This is a genomic window from Staphylococcus sp. EG-SA-17 (assembly GCF_017151845.1).
GTDB classification, from domain to species: domain Bacteria; phylum Bacillota; class Bacilli; order Staphylococcales; family Staphylococcaceae; genus Staphylococcus; species Staphylococcus aureus.
Map to the genome: position 1 here is coordinate 20,224 of NZ_JACVZO010000025.1, position 18,972 is coordinate 39,195.

The following is an 18,972-nucleotide window of genomic DNA, read 5'->3' on the forward strand; positions in this document are numbered from 1 at the left end:
TAAGCACAGTGCTTGTTAAACAAAGTATAAAAACTTTAATGTAACAGATTAAAATTACTCTTCAGTTTTTTCTTCGTCTTCTTTGCTTTCGCCAACAACTTCTGGTTCTTCAGTTTGTTGTTCGCCTTCCATAGCTTCGATTTCTTCTTCAGTTGGTTCTTCAGTTGGAGCAACTACTGTTACTACTGATTCAGCTGAATCGTTTTCGATTTTGAAGTCGCCAGTTACTTTAACATCAGCAACAGTTAAGCTGTCGTTAATGTTTAATTCAGTAATGTCTACTTCGATTGCTTCTGGAATATTGTCTGGAGTAGCAGTTACTTCTAAGTTGAATAATGGTTGTTCAACTACGCCGCCTTCTTTAGCGCCTACTGCTTCACCAACTAATTGAACTGGTACTTCAACAGTACGTTCTTCACTCATATTGATTGCTAAGAAGTCAATGTGAGTAATTTGGTTTTTAAGTGGATCGAATTGGTAGTCTGCAACCATAACTTTGATAGTTTTAGAACCAACGCCTAATTCGATAACACCGTTACGACCTACTTCACGGATAACTTTGATGAATTCTACTTCATCAACTTTAACTGACACGTTTTTAGTACCGTAACCGTATACTACTGCTGGTACTTTACCAGATTTTCTTAATTGTTTAAGATCTGAACGTGTTTGTTTACCTTGACGGATGATTGACTTTAATGAAGCCATTCTCATTTCCACCTTTCATTTTTGCTCAAAACGAGCACCTCACTTACCCATCAACATCATCGTTGCTTGCAAGTGTTTATTTATTCGTATAATCACGAACGAAACTATTATACACGTTTGGGATATGTTCGTCAAACGCCTTTTAAATATTAGTCAAATAATACGCTAACTGATTCTCTTTCGTATACACGAATGATAGCTTGTGCGATTAAACCAGCAACAGATAATTCTTTAGTGTTAGATGGTTTGCGGTCTTCATCTAAATGAATTGAGTTTGTTACGATTAATTCTTTTATAGCAGAATTTTCGATACGTTCTTTAGCCGGTCCTGATAAAACAGGGTGTGTACAACAAGCATATACTTCTTTAGCACCTTTATCTTTTAATGCTTGTGCAGCTAAAGTGATTGTACCTGCTGTATCAATAATATCGTCAATAATAATTGCCGTACGTCCTTCAATCTCACCAACAATGTTCATCACTTCAGCAACATTTGGTCTAGGACGACGTTTATCTATAATTGCAATTGGAGTTTTTAAAATGTCAGCTAATTTACGTGCACGTGTAACACCGCCATGGTCTGGTGAAACAACGACACATTCTTCTGGGTTAATATTCGGATCATCTTTGAAATGTTTAGCAAGAATTGGCACACCCATTAAGTGGTCAATTGGAATATCAAAGAATCCTTGAATTTGTGGTGCATGTAAGTCTAACGCAATCATACGAGTTGCGCCAGCTGTTTCTATTAAGTTTGCAACTAATTTAGCTGTGATTGGCTCACGGCTACGGGCTTTTCTATCTTGTCTTGCATATCCATAATATGGCACTACAATATTGATTGTTGCTGCAGAAGCACGTTTACAAGCATCAATCATAATTAATAATTCCATTAGATGTAGATTCACAGGATATGATGTTGGTTGAATAATAAATACGTCACAACCACGAATACTCTCTTCGATATTAATTTGAATTTCTCCATCACTAAAACGTTTAACTGAACATTTACCTAGTTCAATTCCTACTTGGTCAGCAACTTCTTGCGCTAATGCTTCGTTTCCTTTCAATGAAAAAATCTTTAATGACGAATTCTTATATTCATTATTTAACATTTATAGTCCTCCAATTATTTACTTACGCAATTACTATTATATATAAAATGTAACTCCATTACTATGCGAATCATTAAATCATAAAGATTACATTAATATTACATAGGATTATCCTTTTATCCTAGCCATTTTAAATACGTAAATGATTATTTCCTATATCCTTCTTTTGTTGTTTGTCTTGCTCTTGCCACAGCTAAACTGTCATTTGGTACGTCATCTGTGATTGTGGAACCAGCTGCCACCAATACATCATCACCAATTGTTACAGGTGCTACTAAATTAACATTGCAACCTACAAATGAATCTTTGCCGACGATAGTTTTAAATTTATTTTCACCATCATAGTTAACTGTAATCGTTCCGCAACCAATATTAGTACGTTCGCCAATTACAGCATCGCCAATATAACTTAAATGTGAAACCTTGGCACCATCTTTAAGATCTGCTTTTTTAATTTCTACAAAATTTCCAACCTTAACATCTGCACCTAATTGCGCGCCTGGTCTCAATTGCGCAAACGGTCCGACCTTAGTATTAGCTCCTACGCTAGCATCATTAACAACAGACTGTTGAATACATGCACCATTTTCAATCGTACTATTGTTAATTTCAGAGTACTGACCAATAACAACATCTTCGCCAATTTCTGTACGACCGTTAATTCGTACGCCTGGTTCAATGACTGTATCACTACCAATTGTAACGTCTGGACCAATATAAGTGCTGTCAGGATCGATGATTGTCACACCATTTAGCATGTGATAATGATTCGTACGACGTTGCATCGCCTTCTCAGCCTGACTAAGCATTACACGATCATTTACACCCATGATTTCTTCAACATCATTGGTACGATAGACTTCTACGATGCCGCCATCATTTAAAATTAACGACAATACATCAGGGAGGTAATATTCACCTTGCGCATTATCATTTTTCACTTGTGTTAATTTTTCAAACAACGTTTTATTATTAAACGCAAAAATACCTGAACTGATTTCATTAATATCCTTTTCAGCTTGCGTTGCATCTTTCTCTTCAACTATGCGTTCTAAACGACCTGACGCATTTCGAACGATTCTTCCGTATCCATATGGTTGTTGAATCGATGCAGATAATACAGTTGCTTGAGCATTAGCATCCTCGTGATGCGCAATCAATGTTTCTAATGTTTCCTTTGTGATGAGCGGTGTGTCACCACATACAACGATCGTCGTACCTTCCTTGTCTTCTAAGTGTGATTTCGCCATTCGCACTGCATGCGCAGTACCGAGTTGTTCCTCTTGAAAACTGTATAAAGAACGCTCGCCTAAATGTCCTTTTACACTTTCAGCACCATGTCCTACGATGGTTACAACTTGATCGACACCAGAGCCTTTCACACTTTCCAATACATGTTCGACCATAGGTTTCCCAGCAACCTCGTGTAGCACTTTATACTTTTTAGATTTCATTCTTGTGCCTTTACCTGCTGCCAAAATTATCGCGTGTCTTCGCATGAACATTAACCCCCATTAAATTTTACACTTCGTCATTATTATAATTTAATCTGCAATACTCTTTCAACATATAAAAGGCATTGTTTTTAATTCGTTGTAATTTTAAAAACAACTTTTTTCTTACTTCAAAAATACGAGCATCATTCAAACGCAATTTTTATCAGCAATGAATCAATAATTTTCATATCATCATAATCTGTTAACGTATATATTTATTAGCCTTTCATTAAAAATAAAAAAACATTAATACAAACTAAAAAAACTGCCGACAAAGCTTTATGCTTTATCGACAGTATCAAATCAACTTATTGCAAATGTATTACATCGCTAAATATAAAATTGATTAAGCTTCTTCTGAATCTTCTGATGTAGCGTTTTTATCTGGTACTACTTCATCTGTTTCATCATATACTTTCATCACTGCATCTTGAATTTCTTGTCTCATATCTGAATTAATAGGATGCGCGATGTCGCGGAATTCACCATCTGGTGTACGTTTACTTGGCATTGCAACGAACAAGCCAGAGTTTCCTTCAATTACACGTAAATCATGAATTACGAAAGCTTCATCTAATGTAATGGAAACGAGTGCTTTCATTCGTCCATCTGTTTGTATTTTTCTAAGTCTTACATCTGTCACTTTCATGTAGTGAGCCCCCCTATAGTATATATATCTCTGTTTTATTTAGAAGCTTGATTAAACATATTAATCGAAAATTATAATTCCTTAATTTTACTTACTAATTCAATTTCTACTTTCACATCTTTTGGCAAACGCGCAACCTCTACACAACTACGCGCTGGCTTGTGTTCATTAAAATATTGACCATACACTTCATTTATTTTTTGGAAATCATTCATATCTTTAATGAAAATGGTCGCTTTCGCAACAGAATCCAAATCAGATCCTGCTTCTTCCAAAACAACCTTTAAATTTTCTAAAACTTGTTTTGTCTGTGCTTGAACATCAGCGCTTACGATATGTCCATCAATATTCAATGGAATCTGACCAGAAGTATAAACCATACCATTCACAACTGTTGCATGCGAATATGGTCCAAGTGCTTCCGGTAATCTTGTTGTGTTAATGATTTTCATAATACTAAAACTCCTTTTATGAAAACTTAGATAAACTGCTGCCAGGTTCTACGTTAAACTCTTGATTATATTCATCTACATCAGATAATTTCACTAAGGAAGTATAATCTTCAATCAATCTTTGTTTAACTTCTTTTGATTCTACAAGTACTGATACCCCTTTTACATGGGCTTTAAACTCATTCATTAAATTCATAACACCATTAATAGAGCCACCAGCCCTCATAAAATCATCGACAACTAAAACATTTGAATTTTCTGCTAAAGTTCTCTTCGAAAGTACCATTGTTTCTATTTTTCTTGAAGATCCTGAAACGTAATTAATTGAAACTGTAGAACCTTCAGTCACCTTGTTGTCTTTTCTAATCACTACTACTGGTAAATTTAAAATATTAGCAACCGCATTTGCCAATGAAATACCTTTTGTCGCAATGGTAACAACAGCATCTAATTTTTCTTCCATGTAAATACTGGCAATTAACTTACCAACTTTGTTTAGTAGCGATGGATTACCTACCAAATCTGATAAAAATAAATATCCGCCAGGTAACAAACGTTCTTTCTCTTCTAATAGAGTAATGACCTCATTAACAACTTCAGTCGCCTCTTCTTTACTCATCATTGGTTTATACGTAACACCACCACTTGCGCCAGCAGTAGTAATTACTGTACCTAACTTTTCTTTTTGGAATGTATTTTTTATAATTTGGACATCTTCACTTATTGAAGACTTCGCCTGTTTAAATTTTTTCACAAAAAAAGTTAATGGAATCAATTTATTCGGATGGTTCATCAAATATTGCGTCATAAAAACAATTCTCTCGCTTCGTTTATATCTCATCTTTTCAACCCTTCTATCCTAATAGTCTAACTAAGTACACTTCATTACAACAACCGTTAACTGCATTATAAATATTTTTTGCTTGGCTTTCTTTTCGTGCTAGCCCATACACAGTAGGTCCGCTTCCACTCATTAACGCACCATCTGCACCACTTTTCAACATATTATTTTTTAATTTATCGATTTGTGGGTGTTTTGAAACAGAAATTGGCTCTAATCGATTAGACAAACTTTGACATAATTGTTGATAATCTCGATTTTCTAAGGCCTCATAACACATTTTCGTATGTACGTCGTAACGCTTATCTAAATTAATCAACTTAAATATATCTGGTGATGATATGCCTAAGTTTGGTTTAGCAAGAATCACCCAAGCTGAAGGTGGTTTATTTAAAAACTCGATTTTCTCTCCTCTTCCAGTACATAGTGCAGTTTTATTATAAATACAAAACGGAATATCTGTCCCGATTTTACTGCCTAGTAGAGCCAATTCTTCCAAACTCGCCCCTATATCAAAAAGTCGATTCAATCCTCTTAAAGTTGCTGCTGCATCAGCCGAACCTCCAGCTAAGCCAGCAGAAACAGGTATTTCTTTATCGATAGAAATTGTTACACCTTGCTTTAGTTGATATTGCTCAATAAATAGTTGCGCTGCACGATATGCGAGATTTTTATGATTAGAAGGCACATAATTATGTTCAATCTCAACAACTATCTTTCGATCTTTTCTTTTATGAAAAGTTAAACGATCATTTAAATCAACTGTTGTCATTATCATTTCAATCTCATGATAGCCATCATTTCTTTTAAAAAGTGTATCGAGCGTAAAATTAATTTTGGCTGGTGCCGTTTCATATATCATTTTCCGCCCTCTTTTCGTTATCTTAATATGATGATTTTAACATAAAGAGAATTAATATTTGACATTTTAATTTGTTTTTTAGTGTTTTTTTAATAAAAAAGTAATTTTCTCCATCTAATTACTTAGTATTTACTTGTATTTGTGTTTATAAATACAAGTATCCATTTACTGAAAATCTATAAGCGAAACATCAGTGTTAAACATTTTGTAAATAAAAAGAGTATTGAACATAATGCCCAACACTCAAATAATTATCATAATATTTACTTCTTATACTAAGAAACGTCTAACATCTCTATATGTCTTATTTAGTGTGCAATTGATTCGTGATGATTATCCTCTTCAAATGAAACTTGAACATTTTCAGTTAACACATCAGTGTATGTATAAGATACTCTCTCAAAGTTGTGTTTGTCTTGATCTAACTCAACAATGAAAACTGACGGATATGTTTCTTTTAAAATTCCAGAACGTTTTATTGTTTTCTTACGGCCTCCATTGGCTTTCAGTACAATACGATTTCCTACATGACAATCAATAGAATTTTTGATGTCCAAAATTGATTTTGGCATATTGCTCCACCTCGCTACAAGTTACATAATACCATATTTGCAGCGTTTTCGTCAAACAAAATTTAAATTTTAACAATAGTGCTTTGCTTTGTCAATCATTTAATTTTCTAATTGAGGGAATTTTTTCTTTTCTTCATACAATTTAGCAAAATCTTGAATAGATAGCGTTTCACCGCGACGTCTTGGATCAATCCCCGCTTGTTCTAACCATTGTAAAATCACTTCTTTGTGTTGTTTACCATCTTTAAAATAATTTTGATAGTTATTGTTAATTGTCTTTCTTCTTTGTGCAAATGCTGCTTTTGCTAACTTAAAGAATGCTTCCTCGTTATCTACTGTTACTAACGGTTCAGTTCTCTGCATCAGTTTTACAACTATTGAATCAACATTAGGTGGTGGCATAAATACAGATTTAGGTACCGTTAATACTTTACTAGTCTCTGTATAGTATTGTACGACAATTGATAACGAACCATATGCTTTTGAACCTACTTCAGCATTTAAGCGTTCGCCCACTTCTTTTTGCATCATCACCACGTAGCCATCAATTGGTATATCTTGTTGCATTAAATTTAATAAAATTGGCGTCGTAATATAGTACGGCAGGTTTGCAACAACCATTATTTTTTCACAATCTTGTAAATGATTTTCAACAGCTTCTTTAATATTCGCTTTTAAAATATCTTCATTAATCACCGTCACATTATCATAAGGTGATAGAGTATCATTTAATACAGGTATTAAACGTTGATCAATTTCAAATGCCAATACCCTTTTAGCATGTCTGGCCAATTGTTCTGTCAATGACCCCATACCTGGACCAATTTCAATCACCCCAGTTTGTGCATCAATATCACTTGCATCAATGATATTATTAATGATATTCACATCTATCAAAAAGTTCTGTCCTAAACTTTTTTTAAAATTAAAGCCATATTTATCTAACAACGCTCGCGTTCTTGATGGTGTTGCAATATCTTTATTATCCAATATTTTCACTTCCTCATTCATCTTCTAAAGCTTGCCTTACATCCGCTTCGGTATAACCAAATGCATTTAACTTTTTCAATAACTGCTTACCATTGGAATGGCCGATTCGCAATTTTCTACTTAAAATTTCTCTACGGCGCCTTGCATCTTTCCCAACGATTAACCCCAACTCTATTAGCACAGATTTATCAATTGATTCATAAGCTTCATCAAAGGGTGAACTAACATGCATTAACGCTTCTTTAATATCAATTAAGTCGGCATGTTCAACACCAATTTTCCCTTTTTTATTTTTAGCTTTTTCTCTATCAATATACGCATGTTTAACACCTTTGACATGTTCAGTAATTGTACTTCTAATTTTATCTCCTGGGAAATCTGGATCTGTTAATACAATAACGCCTCGACTTTGTTGAGCATTTCTAATTACTTCTAAAGTTTGTTCGTTGATGGCACTACCATTCGTTTCAATCGTATCACATTCAACAGCTCGTTTAACACGCTCAGTATCATCTCGTCCTTCTACAACTATAAACTCATTGATTTTCATTTAAAACGCCTTCCTACAATTCTTAATTTCAAAGCTCTAACCATCTCTATCGCACGTATTCCACATGCACGATATTTTAATTTAAAAAAGTGAGAAAGAACCATAGCATATTAAACGAATATAGCATCGTTTACATTTATGGCGGTGATCTTTCTCACTTTTAACTTTATGAATTTAAATTAAACAATTTCTCTGCATTTTTAGTTGTTTGTTCGCACACTTCTTCATAAGATAAGCCTTTTAATTCAGCAATTTGTTCAGCTACTAAAGTTACTCTCGCCGGTTCATTTCGCTTCCCTCTATACGGATGTGGCGAAAGATACGGTGCATCGGTTTCAACTAGCAAACGCTCCATTGACACATGCTTAGCAACTTCTTTAGGCTGTTTAGCATTTTTAAATGTCACAGGTCCTCCTAATGAAATATAAAAATTCAGCTTATTAGTTACAATATCTGCAATTTCTGGAGAACCACTAAAGCTATGCATAATCCCGCCTACCTCTTCAGCATGCTCCTCCAATAAGATATCGATACAGTCTTGAGTTGCTTCACGGTTATGAATGATAATTGGTAACTTCAAACGCTTAGCTAAAGCAATTTGCTTTCTAAAAACTTCCTTTTGAACATCTGCAGGAGATTTATCCCAGTGATAATCTAATCCCATTTCACCAATACCAATCACTTTTGGATGCTGAGCTAAAGATTCAATCCATTCCAAGTGTTCTTCTGTAAAATCAATTGCGTCAACTGGATGCCAACCGATAATGCCATATAAAAAATCATACTCATCGATTAATTTCATCGCGCGTTCAATTGTCGATTTGTTAAAACCAACTACAAACATACGATCAACACCTGCTTCTCTAGCACGTGTAATCACTTCACTCAAATCATCATCGTATTGCTCATCATTTAAATGGACATGTGTATCGATTAACATAATTATCTCTCCTAATTTTTAAAAATACAGTTATTTAATCACTGCACCATTTGGAATTGCACTTGGTAAACTTACTAAGGTTAATACACCATCTTTTTCAGCAGATAATATCATACCTTCAGATTTTTGTCCCATTAATTTAGCTGGTTTCAGGTTAGTAACAACTGCTACTTTTTTACCAATAATATCATCTGGTGTATAGAATTTGGCAATTCCTGATACAATTTGTCTTTGTTCAGAATCTAAGTCTACTTGAATTTTTAAAAGCTTATCTGACTTCTTAACATGTTCAGCATCAATAATCGTTGCTGCCTTAATTTCAACTTTATCAAAGTCTTTAATATCAATTTGAGGTTTGCTAGGAATCTCTTCTTTTTCCTCTTCAGTAGCAGGCGGTTGCATTGATTCTTTGATATATGCAATTTCCGCTTCGCTATCCAATCTTGGGAAAATAGGTTTAGGTTGCCCAGTAACCATAATTGACTCAGTAAGCACACCATATTGCTCTAAACTACTAAATTCCATAAATTGAGGATTGTTTATGTTCAATTGTTCAAAAATCTCTTTCGGCGCATGTGTTAAGAATGGACGTAATAATACAGCTGCATAACGAATATTTTCAACTAAGTGAGCCATTACATTGCCTAACATATCTTTTTGGCTATCGTCCTTAGCTAATACCCAAGGCGTTGTTTCGTCAATATACTTATTCGTTCTACTAATAAACTTCCATACCGTAGATAATGCCACAGAAAATTGCAAACTTTCCATGCTTTCAGTGTAGCTTTTCACTGTTTCTAAAGCCATAGCTTCCATTTCTTCATCTAATTCATGAAGTGGACCTTGATACGCTGGTAATTCGCCATCAAAGTACTTATTAACCATAGAAATCGTACGGTTTACTAAGTTACCTAAGTCATTTGCTAGATCGAAATTTGTACGCTCAACAAATGCTTCAGGTGTAAATACGCCATCTGAACCAAATGGTAATTCACGCATTAGATAATAACGTGTAGCATCTAAACCATAGCGATCAATTAAAATATTAGGGTCTACGACATTACCTTTAGATTTACTCATTTTTCCATCTTTCATCAAAATCCAACCATGTGCAAAGACTTTTTTAGGTAACGGTAAGTCTAATGCCATCAATAAAATAGGCCAAATAATTGAGTGGAATCGCACAATTTCCTTAGCCATTAAATGAATATCTGCTGGCCAGTATTTGTTAAATAGTGACTCATCATCTGATAAATAGCCTAATGCTGAAATATAGTTAACTAACGCATCAATCCAAACATAAACAACATGTTTTGGATTAGACGGAACATGGACACCCCAGTTAAATGATGTACGAGAAACAGCTAAATCAGCAAGTCCTGGTTTAATGAAGTTGTTAATCATTTCATTTTTTCTTGATGGTGGTTGTATAAAATCTGGGTTTTGGTCATAGAATTCTAATAGACGGTCTGTATATTTACTAATATTAAAGAAATAACTTTCTTCTTTAACTAGTTCAACTTCGTGTCCAGAATCTGGACTTTTGCCACCAATAATTTTACCGTTTTCGTATTGTGGGTCTACTAATTGTGACTCTGTATAGTATGTTTCATCCGGAACAGAATACCAACCTTCATATTCACCTAAATAGATATCACCTTGCTTTAATAAACGTTCAAACACTTGCTCAACGACATGTTTATGACGTTCTTCAGTTGTTCTGATAAAATCATCATTTGAAATTTCAAGCTTAGCCCACAATTGTTTAATTCCAGCAATCATCTCATCCAAATATTCAATTTCTGTCTTACCAGCTTTTTGAGCTTTTTCTTGAATTTTTTGACCGTGTTCATCCGTTCCAGTCAAATAACGAACATCATATCCTTGCATTCTCTTATATCTTGCAATAACATCTCCAGCCACTGTAGAATATGCATGTCCTATATGTAAATTCCCACTAGGATAGTATATTGGGGTTGTTATATAAAATGTTTCTTTAGCCATAACTGTTCCTCCTCGTAATGTCTCACTTCAAATAATATCTAAGATTTCTATGCATTTCAACGGACGCGAACATTTATCTCGTCATCTCATTTTCATCTTATTCAATGTTAAGGTATTTATTACTTTCAATGTATTTATTTTACATTAAAAAACGTCGATGTCATCATTTTTTTATCATAGTCAACATCATTTTATCAGTATCAATGCAAAATGATAACTTACCATTTAAAATTACAGCTTGCGTTTATAAAATCGTTTAAAATTTCATATAATCGATAAAGTGATTAACTTATTTGATGATAAATATTATATACTTCATTCGTTTTAAGTTGTCGTTCTTCAGCAACTTTTTTAATAGCTTGTTTTGGTTTCATCTGTGAAGTTTGAATATAATGATCAACATGCTCATTGATAGATAAATCATCAAACCACGATATCTCATTGTTCGCTTTAGCACCTTCAATTAAGATAACGAATTCGCCTTTCAATGGTACATCGCCTTGCTGAATCAATGCTTGTAATTGTGTTACATCATCAGTTACAATTTGTTCGAACTTCTTAGTTAATTCACGCCCTAGTGATACTTGTCGTGTTGCATCTATCTTTGCAATTGTTTTTAATGTATCTGTCACACGATGCGGTGATTCGTATATAATTAATGTGCTATTTTCATGCATACGTTGCTCTAATACAGCACTTTTTTCTTTCTCTTTTCGTGGCAAAAATCCTAAAAATGTATATACATATGAAGGTAATCCACTAGCCATCAAAGCCGTCAGCCCAGCATTAGGTCCAGGCACAGTCTCTACTTTAATATTAGCTTCTCTGGCTGCCACTACTAATTCGTATCCAGGATCACTAATTAAGGGCAATCCAGCATCAGATACGAGCGCAACGTCAAGACCTAATTCTAACTGTTCAATGATAAAAGCAGTCTGCTTATCCTTGTTATGTTCGTGATATGACTTTAATGGAGTTGGAATATCATAATGATTACACAGCTTACTAGTTACTCTAGTGTCTTCACAAGCAATCATATCAACACGTTTCAATACATCAACTGCTCTATAAGTAATATCTGCTAAATTACCAATTGGTGTGCCCACTAAATATAATACAGCCATACTATCGCTCCTTAATTAATCGCAATTTCTTTTGTCTGGTATAAGTTTTAATTTCATATTCACGCTTCAATGCTTCAGACTTTGTCTCATACATTTCTTGATAAACTAAATGCACCGGACGTCTTACTTTCGTATATTTGGCTCCTTGACCTCGGTTATGTTTTTCAACACGTGCATTAACGTCTTTAGCGTATCCTGTATATAAACTTCCATCACTACATTTTACAATATATACAAAATGACTATCCATAATATACTTCCTTCATTTCTTCGCTATAATTACCATCTTCATTATAAATATAAAATGGGGGCATGATTTCTAAACCTTGATTTCCACCTTTTCGACCTTCTACTACTATCGTTTGTGCTGATTTCCCTACTTTACTATATATAAAAACGACTTTCTTAGGTTCAATATTCACTTTTCTCATTTCAAACAAGACATCCATTAGTCTCTCTGCACGATGTACCATGTTTAGCCTGCCACCTTCTTTTAATAAATGACGGGCTGCAATCATGCAATCTTCAAGTGTACACATAATCTCATGTCTCGCTATCTTATGTGCTTCTTTTTGATGTTGGTGTTGCTGATTCTCTTTAAAATAAGGTGGATTACACGTTACTAAAGTATATTGTGAAGGTTTAAATACTTTAGTAACGTTTTTCAAATCCATGTGATGCATTGTTATATATTCATCAACATCATTGAATTGAAATGTGCGTCGCGCCATATCGACAAGTGTTTTTTGAATCTCAACACCTTCTATATGTCGTGGATGTTTCGCAAACAATAACAACGGTATCACCCCATTGCCTGAACATAAGTCCAACACAATATCTTTTGTTCTAGGTTTTGTAAAATGCCCTAACAACAAAGCATCCGTTGAAAACGAAAAAACATCATCATTTTGAATAATACTAAAATCTTCTTTGATTAGTTGATCAAATCGTTCATTCTCTTTTAACATTTTTAACTCCTATGAAGACAACCTTTTTCTATTGAGTAATTGAAATCTCTTTTTATATTATATGCCTATCTACATTCGATGTATTTTTGACTTTTAACAGCTACATTTTATAACTAATGATACTGCGTGCACACTTAATAATAACATTTAGTACCGCTATCTCTTATGCAATCACCAAAACTTTATACACAATTAAAGCCTGAAACATGCATTGTCTCAGACTTATCCAAACCATATTCATTTATAATTATAACACTATTTGAGTGTGCTTGATTAATCACTTAAAACTTCTAAACAGAACAGACAATCTTCACCATGTCGATGTTTTCCAAATAATTCGCCTTTACAAATATGAAATCCTTCTCCATACAATATAGCCAAATTATCTTTACTTGGTAATGGCTTTTTCACAGCTTTTGCTGGTTTTGAATTCGCAGTATCAATAGTAGTTGGTTCATCATTGCCCAACACCTTTTTCAAATTATCATTTTCAAGTTGAAGCGCTACATTTTCTTCTACTAATTCAACTGCAAGTGCCTTTAATTCTGAAGTTTCTTTTGAAAGTTGATTGACATTCATTTCTAAACGCATTATTTTTTCAAATATTTCATTGCGATCCAAATGTAATAATGCCTCCTTAATGCATAGTTTCTATTTCTTCTAATTTATATTCAAGTGGCTGTTCATGTCCCTCAAGCTTCACCTGCATAGAAATGTCTAATATATTTAAAGCAACTACTTTCCCGTTACCATCAGGCGTTTCAATTGCTTCACCAATATCAGGTAATTGTGCACGTACTTCCTCATAATAGTCATTTTCATATTTTAAACAACACATCAAACGACCACATGCACCAGAAATTTTAGTTGGATTTAATGATAAATTTTGATCCTTAGCCATCTTAATCGATACTGGTTCAAAATCCCCTAAAAATGTAGAACAACATAACGACCTACCACAAGGTCCGATACCGCCAAGCAATTTGGCTTCATCCCTTACACCAATTTGTCTCAACTCGATACGTGTTTTTAAATGTTGCGCTAATATTTTTACTAATTTTCTAAAATCAATACGATCATCCGCCGTAAAATTAAAAATAACTTTCGATTTATCTAATGTATATTCGCAATTGACTAAACGCATGTCCAAACCTTGTTCTCTTACAATGTCTTTACATAGTATTAATCCATTTTCAGCATCTCGTTCATTACAATTAAATTTATCAATATCTTTGTCATCAGCAACGCGAATAATATTTTTAAGAGGTAACACAACATCCTCTTCAGCAATATCCATTAATGGATTTTTAACAATACCTATCTCTATGCCTCTTTTAGATTCGACAACTACCCAGTCATCTATATCTACTTGTATATCATTAGGTGTATAATATTCTAATTTTCCCGCTTTTTGAAACTGAACACCTATTACATTTGGCATCTAACTCACACCCTTAATTACGATTTGTTCAAATACAAGCGTTGGATTTACATTTTGATTCAATTTCTTATGTGCTTCCGTCAGTTGATCAAACATCAAAATTAATTGATTAAACGACAACTTTTGCGCATATTGATCAATATCATTTTTTAAATCACTATATATTTGTTTATCCTCTACATTTACCTTTGTATGTATGATATCTTCGAAGAAACCATTCACAGCTGCAATAGTTAAAGATTGCAGTTTTTTATTTTTAGCCTGTTTCAATAAATCAATAATACCTATAAGTGCCATTGGCTTATTAGTAAGCAACAATTCACACCAACGTATAACTGATTTCCTTAATGCTAATAAATCAAATTCTTCATTTAAAGCCATTGCATTATCTATTTGCGTAGTATAAGTACTAATCATTTCAGCTACTGGCTTAGACATGTTTTGTTCAACTAATCTATTTATAAACTTTTCTTTATCAATAGGCTTGAAATATACATGCTGACACCTTGAATGGATTGTGTCTAAAATTTGCTCAGGTTTTGTAGACAATAAAATAGCAATCGTATTGTCCGGTGGTTCTTCAAGAAATTTCAAGATACTGTTTTCCCCTTGAACAGTTAACTTTTCAAAGTCTTCAATGATGTACACTTTATTTGTGCTTTCTATAGGAAGTTGATTCATATGACGCACAAGTTGTTCAACTTGTTCTTTCTTAATTGCATTCTCAGTTGTTGATATATACATAAAGTCTGGATGATTATATGTACTAACCTTTGTTTCACATTGACTATCTGTTTGACATAAAATAAGCTTTGCAAAATTAATCGCAACTTGTTTCATCGTTTGTGCATCATCACCTTCAAATAAATAGGCATGCGATAATTTATTTGAATGATATGCATTCGTCAATTGTTGCTGTTCATCCATTCATTACAAACTCCCTTTTGCTTTTATATAAAAAGGTTGCCAAAGAGCAACTAATTACTGCAACAATAGCGACCATGATTTGTGATTATTTTTAGAACCACAAAAATCAAATCTATTGGCATCTGAACTAGTCGCAGTCAAGCAACCCAAAATTGTTAATAACTTATTAATACACTATTTTAAGTATCTCTAATTGATGATTGTATTATAGAATTAAAATTGATGGAATGCATCAACTGGCATAACAAATACAGTAGCACCGCCAACTTCAACTTCAACTGGATATGGAATGTACGAATCCGCACTGCCTCCCATAGGTGTAATAGGTGAAACCAACTGTTCTCTATTACCACACGTTTGATTAATCACAGACAATATTTCATCTACACGGTCATCATTGACACCACATAAGAATGTTGTATTACCCGCTCTTAAAAACCCACCTGTTGTTGCCAATTTTGTTGCTCTAAAGTTATTTTTAACAAGTTGATCTGCAAGTTCCTGACTATCTTGATCTTGTACGATCGCTATAATCATTTTCATTTTATAACACCTCTTCTAACAATTATATCATATCTTTTCTAAATATTTGATGATAGTTTGATACGTGTCTTCAACAACATTTTCAAGAGGTTGATCTGCATTAACGCTTTTGAACCGTTGTGATTCATTATGAATGATTTCTTGGTAACCTTCAATTACTTTTTCGTGAAACTTTAAATCTTCTTGATCTAATCTATTTTGATCTCTTGAATTTTTAATAATACGTTCGCGACCTACTTCAGCACTAACATTTAAATAAATCGTCAAGTCTGGATATAATCCATTTATTGCAAATTCGTTTAATGCTCTTACTTCTTCAACGCCAATCCCTCTAGCATAACCTTGATAAGCTAATGAACTATCGATATAGCGATCACACAACACAACCTTACCTTCTTTTAAAGCTGGTATGACCTTTAATACAAGATGTTCTCTTCTAGATGCAGCAAATAACATTGCTTCAGTTCTAATGTCCATATCATTGCCTTCTAATACAATTTTACGTATTTCTTCACCAGTAGGAACACCACCTGGTTCTCTAGTCATAATGACATCATAATCTTTTACTAATCTATGGTAAACTTCATTAATTACAGTTGTTTTTCCAGAGCCTTCTGGGCCCTCAAAAGTTATAAAAGCTGACATTTTATTCATCCTCAACTAAAATTTTATTATTTTTAATTCCTTCAACTATCATTCCAGTTTCCAGATATTCATTTACCAATTCTATCATATTTTCAGTTATTGTTTCTCCTTTGAAAATAATAGGAATCCCTGGCGGATACGGGACAATATGTCGCGCCAGAACTTTACCTTTTGCCTTTTTCAAATCACACCAAGTAACATATTCAAAGCGTTTTGGTTTATAGTTACCTTCAGTTGTTAAAAGTTGTGTTTGTTTAACTTTAGAAACTGATTTTTTCGGTAAAATCATATCTTCAATTTTACGTAAAAGCGAATCAAATAAATACGTATCATCATGATGCCATAACGGCAATATCGCTAATGCTTGATAGTCGTCCGCTAATTCTAAATAGATATGTGCATTCATAAACCAATTTTGAATATCATGACCTGTAAAACCTTCATATTTTATCAGCAACTTCAACGGATCATCAACTTGAAGCATTTCAAAACCCTTCTTCTCCAAACATTCGATTAATTGCGCTCTCTTATCAAAAAACACGGTACTATCATATGTTTTATAGAACTCGGCAGCTGACTCTAAACTAGCCATAATCAAATACGAAGGACTAGATGTTTGGAAGTAGCTTAGATATTCTATAATAGTTTCTCTATAAGGTGCATTTTTATGAATATAAAGTACCGAGCCCATCGTTAAAGCTGGTAACGTTTTATGAAAAGATTGAACAACATAGTCAGCTTGATAATTTAATGTAGAATCTGGAAATCCTTGCAATCCAAAGTGCGCGCCGTGTGCTTCGTCAATGAGTACAGGAATATTTAATTGGTGCAAAGATTTGATAACCTCTTCTACATTAAATGTTTCACCGTAATAGTTAGGATAAGTCAACACAGCAAGTTTGTGACCGTCATTATTCAAACGGCTTAAATTAACTTTATTATAATGATTCGTTAACGGACTTTGATGCGTTTCAATAAAATGCCCTTCTTGTTGGCTAATATCGAGCGCATGTAACACAGATTTATGTACATTTCTTGCCATTAAGATATCGCCTTTTTTCTGTGAAAAAGACTGGATGACAGATAATATTCCTGAAGTGGTGCCATTCACTAAGAAATAAGCATCATAATCTGAATGTTTCTCCACCTGCTTCATACTTTCCAAAATGACTTCTTCAGGATGATGTAAATCATCTAATCCAGGTATTTCAGTTTTATCCATTGTCATTGATAATTGAGATAAATGACCGATAGTCATATTTTTATGACCCGGAACATGCAAAGAAATCGCTTCTTCTTGATTTAAACTTTCTAATTTATTTAAAATAGGTTGCTTCATGATATACGCTTCCTTTATTTACACTGTTTTGGAATTAGTTACTTTCAAAAGTATTAATTATATAGTAACACTTCTTTGACAAAAGTTAGTGTTACTTATGCAATAGCTTGTCTATTGTATAATAATTAATTTCCTTTTTGTACTTCGATTTAAAAGATATTAGACATAAAATCTAAAAACAGCAGTAAGATGATTTATGATTAAAAACTATCTTACTGCTGTTCACTTTTTATAATACTTCTGAATGTCTTCACTTATACTTCTAGTCACAGATTTAAATAATCAAAAGTGCACATTATTAAAATATCAATTTCACACTCAATGCGGCTCATCGCATTCATTTCTTGTCTAGCAACGTTCTACTCTAGCGGAACGTAAGTTAGCTACCATCCTCGCTAAGAACCTTTCTTGACTTGTGACAATCGCTTGCTTCTTTCCTCTCCTTCGGCTCTCGCTTACTCATTTAGCTCTACTAAACTCGTTGCGCTCTTTTCTCGTTTCGTCAGATTCAAACGTTTTCACTTCGCCAAGCCATTTTTCTTTGTGTTTACTTTTTATTTTGACGTTTTAGACATAAAAAAAGAGACCTCACGGTCTCAACTTGCCTGGCAACGTTCTACTCTAGCGGAACGTAAGTTGGCTACCATCGTCGCTAAAGACCTTTCTTGACTTGTGACAATCGCTTGCTTCTTTCCTCTCCTTCGGCTCTCGCTTACTCATTTAGCTCTACTAAACTCGTTGCGCTCTTTTCTCGTTTCGTCAGATTCAAACGTTTTCACTTCGCCAAGCCATTTTTCTTTGTGTTT

Annotated in this window: 22 protein-coding genes; all 22 read right to left on the minus strand. The window is 33.7% G+C overall.

Annotation, left to right across the window (positions count from 1 at the left end; genetic code table 11):
* Positions 1-54: 54 nt before the first annotated feature.
* Positions 55-708: a 50S ribosomal protein L25/general stress protein Ctc gene (locus tag IDG65_RS10895; protein ID WP_000157650.1), complete on the minus strand. Its 654-nt coding sequence runs from the start codon at positions 706-708 to the stop codon at positions 55-57.
* A gap of 149 nt (positions 709-857) precedes the next feature.
* Positions 858-1,823, minus strand: a complete 966-nt coding sequence (locus IDG65_RS10900) for a ribose-phosphate diphosphokinase (protein ID WP_000933774.1) — start codon at positions 1,821-1,823, stop codon at positions 858-860.
* Between the two features lie 146 nt (positions 1,824-1,969).
* Complete coding sequence (gene glmU / locus IDG65_RS10905; RefSeq protein WP_001252542.1) at positions 1,970-3,322, minus strand: bifunctional UDP-N-acetylglucosamine diphosphorylase/glucosamine-1-phosphate N-acetyltransferase GlmU; 1,353 nt, start codon at positions 3,320-3,322, stop codon at positions 1,970-1,972.
* Positions 3,323-3,344: 22 nt separating this feature from the next.
* Positions 3,345-3,476, minus strand: a complete 132-nt coding sequence (locus IDG65_RS10910) for a hypothetical protein (RefSeq protein WP_001789654.1) — start codon at positions 3,474-3,476, stop codon at positions 3,345-3,347.
* Between the two features lie 189 nt (positions 3,477-3,665).
* Positions 3,666-3,968: a septation regulator SpoVG gene (gene spoVG, locus IDG65_RS10915; protein WP_000868999.1), complete on the minus strand. Its 303-nt coding sequence runs from the start codon at positions 3,966-3,968 to the stop codon at positions 3,666-3,668.
* Positions 3,969-4,039: 71 nt separating this feature from the next.
* On the minus strand, positions 4,040-4,420 hold the full coding sequence (locus IDG65_RS10920; protein ID WP_000691765.1) for a RidA family protein: 381 nt from the start codon (positions 4,418-4,420) through the stop codon (positions 4,040-4,042).
* A 16-nt stretch (positions 4,421-4,436) separates the two neighbouring features.
* Positions 4,437-5,261 (minus strand): pur operon repressor, encoded by an 825-nt coding sequence (gene purR / locus IDG65_RS10925; RefSeq protein ID WP_061385171.1) that lies wholly within the window; start codon positions 5,259-5,261, stop codon positions 4,437-4,439.
* 13 nt (positions 5,262-5,274) lie between these two features.
* Positions 5,275-6,123, minus strand: a complete 849-nt coding sequence (gene ispE, locus IDG65_RS10930) for a 4-(cytidine 5'-diphospho)-2-C-methyl-D-erythritol kinase (RefSeq protein WP_000638870.1) — start codon at positions 6,121-6,123, stop codon at positions 5,275-5,277.
* A gap of 308 nt (positions 6,124-6,431) precedes the next feature.
* Entirely contained in the window at positions 6,432-6,695 is a 264-nt protein-coding gene (gene veg, locus IDG65_RS10935) for a biofilm formation stimulator Veg (protein ID WP_001126664.1), read from the minus strand.
* A gap of 99 nt (positions 6,696-6,794) precedes the next feature.
* On the minus strand, positions 6,795-7,688 hold the full coding sequence (gene rsmA, locus IDG65_RS10940; RefSeq protein ID WP_000886500.1) for a 16S rRNA (adenine(1518)-N(6)/adenine(1519)-N(6))-dimethyltransferase RsmA: 894 nt from the start codon (positions 7,686-7,688) through the stop codon (positions 6,795-6,797).
* 10 nt (positions 7,689-7,698) lie between these two features.
* Positions 7,699-8,235, minus strand: coding sequence for a ribonuclease M5 (gene rnmV, locus IDG65_RS10945; protein WP_000700080.1), 537 nt, complete (start codon positions 8,233-8,235; stop codon positions 7,699-7,701).
* Between the two features lie 166 nt (positions 8,236-8,401).
* Entirely contained in the window at positions 8,402-9,175 is a 774-nt protein-coding gene (locus IDG65_RS10950) for a TatD family hydrolase (RefSeq protein WP_000904312.1), read from the minus strand.
* 30 nt (positions 9,176-9,205) lie between these two features.
* A complete protein-coding gene (gene metG, locus IDG65_RS10955; protein WP_001051129.1) occupies positions 9,206-11,179 on the minus strand; it encodes a methionine--tRNA ligase in 1,974 nt (657 codons plus the stop codon).
* Between the two features lie 284 nt (positions 11,180-11,463).
* Positions 11,464-12,303 carry a 16S rRNA (cytidine(1402)-2'-O)-methyltransferase gene (rsmI, locus tag IDG65_RS10960; RefSeq protein WP_000279926.1) on the minus strand — a complete coding sequence of 280 codons (840 nt, stop codon included), beginning with the start codon at positions 12,301-12,303 and terminating at the stop codon, positions 11,464-11,466.
* A gap of 1 nt (position 12,304) precedes the next feature.
* Positions 12,305-12,553 (minus strand): GIY-YIG nuclease family protein, encoded by a 249-nt coding sequence (locus IDG65_RS10965; RefSeq protein WP_000377064.1) that lies wholly within the window; start codon positions 12,551-12,553, stop codon positions 12,305-12,307.
* Positions 12,546-13,271, minus strand: a complete 726-nt coding sequence (locus tag IDG65_RS10970) for a tRNA1(Val) (adenine(37)-N6)-methyltransferase (protein WP_000910684.1) — start codon at positions 13,269-13,271, stop codon at positions 12,546-12,548. Before IDG65_RS10970 ends, IDG65_RS10965 begins: the two co-directional genes overlap by 8 nt.
* Positions 13,272-13,544: 273 nt before the next feature.
* On the minus strand, positions 13,545-13,892 hold the full coding sequence (gene yabA / locus IDG65_RS10975) for a DNA replication initiation control protein YabA (RefSeq protein WP_000375686.1): 348 nt from the start codon (positions 13,890-13,892) through the stop codon (positions 13,545-13,547).
* Positions 13,893-13,908: 16 nt separating this feature from the next.
* On the minus strand, positions 13,909-14,712 hold the full coding sequence (locus tag IDG65_RS10980) for a PSP1 domain-containing protein (RefSeq protein ID WP_052997691.1): 804 nt from the start codon (positions 14,710-14,712) through the stop codon (positions 13,909-13,911).
* On the minus strand, positions 14,713-15,639 hold the full coding sequence (locus IDG65_RS10985) for a DNA polymerase III subunit delta' C-terminal domain-containing protein (RefSeq protein WP_000344337.1): 927 nt from the start codon (positions 15,637-15,639) through the stop codon (positions 14,713-14,715).
* A 213-nt stretch (positions 15,640-15,852) separates the two neighbouring features.
* On the minus strand, positions 15,853-16,182 hold the full coding sequence (locus IDG65_RS10990; RefSeq protein ID WP_000781979.1) for a cyclic-di-AMP receptor: 330 nt from the start codon (positions 16,180-16,182) through the stop codon (positions 15,853-15,855).
* Positions 16,183-16,209: 27 nt separating this feature from the next.
* Positions 16,210-16,827 (minus strand): dTMP kinase, encoded by a 618-nt coding sequence (tmk, locus tag IDG65_RS10995; RefSeq protein ID WP_001272126.1) that lies wholly within the window; start codon positions 16,825-16,827, stop codon positions 16,210-16,212.
* Between the two features lies 1 nt (position 16,828).
* Complete coding sequence (locus IDG65_RS11000; protein WP_000812832.1) at positions 16,829-18,166, minus strand: aminotransferase class V-fold PLP-dependent enzyme; 1,338 nt, start codon at positions 18,164-18,166, stop codon at positions 16,829-16,831.
* Positions 18,167-18,972 lie beyond the last annotated feature (806 nt).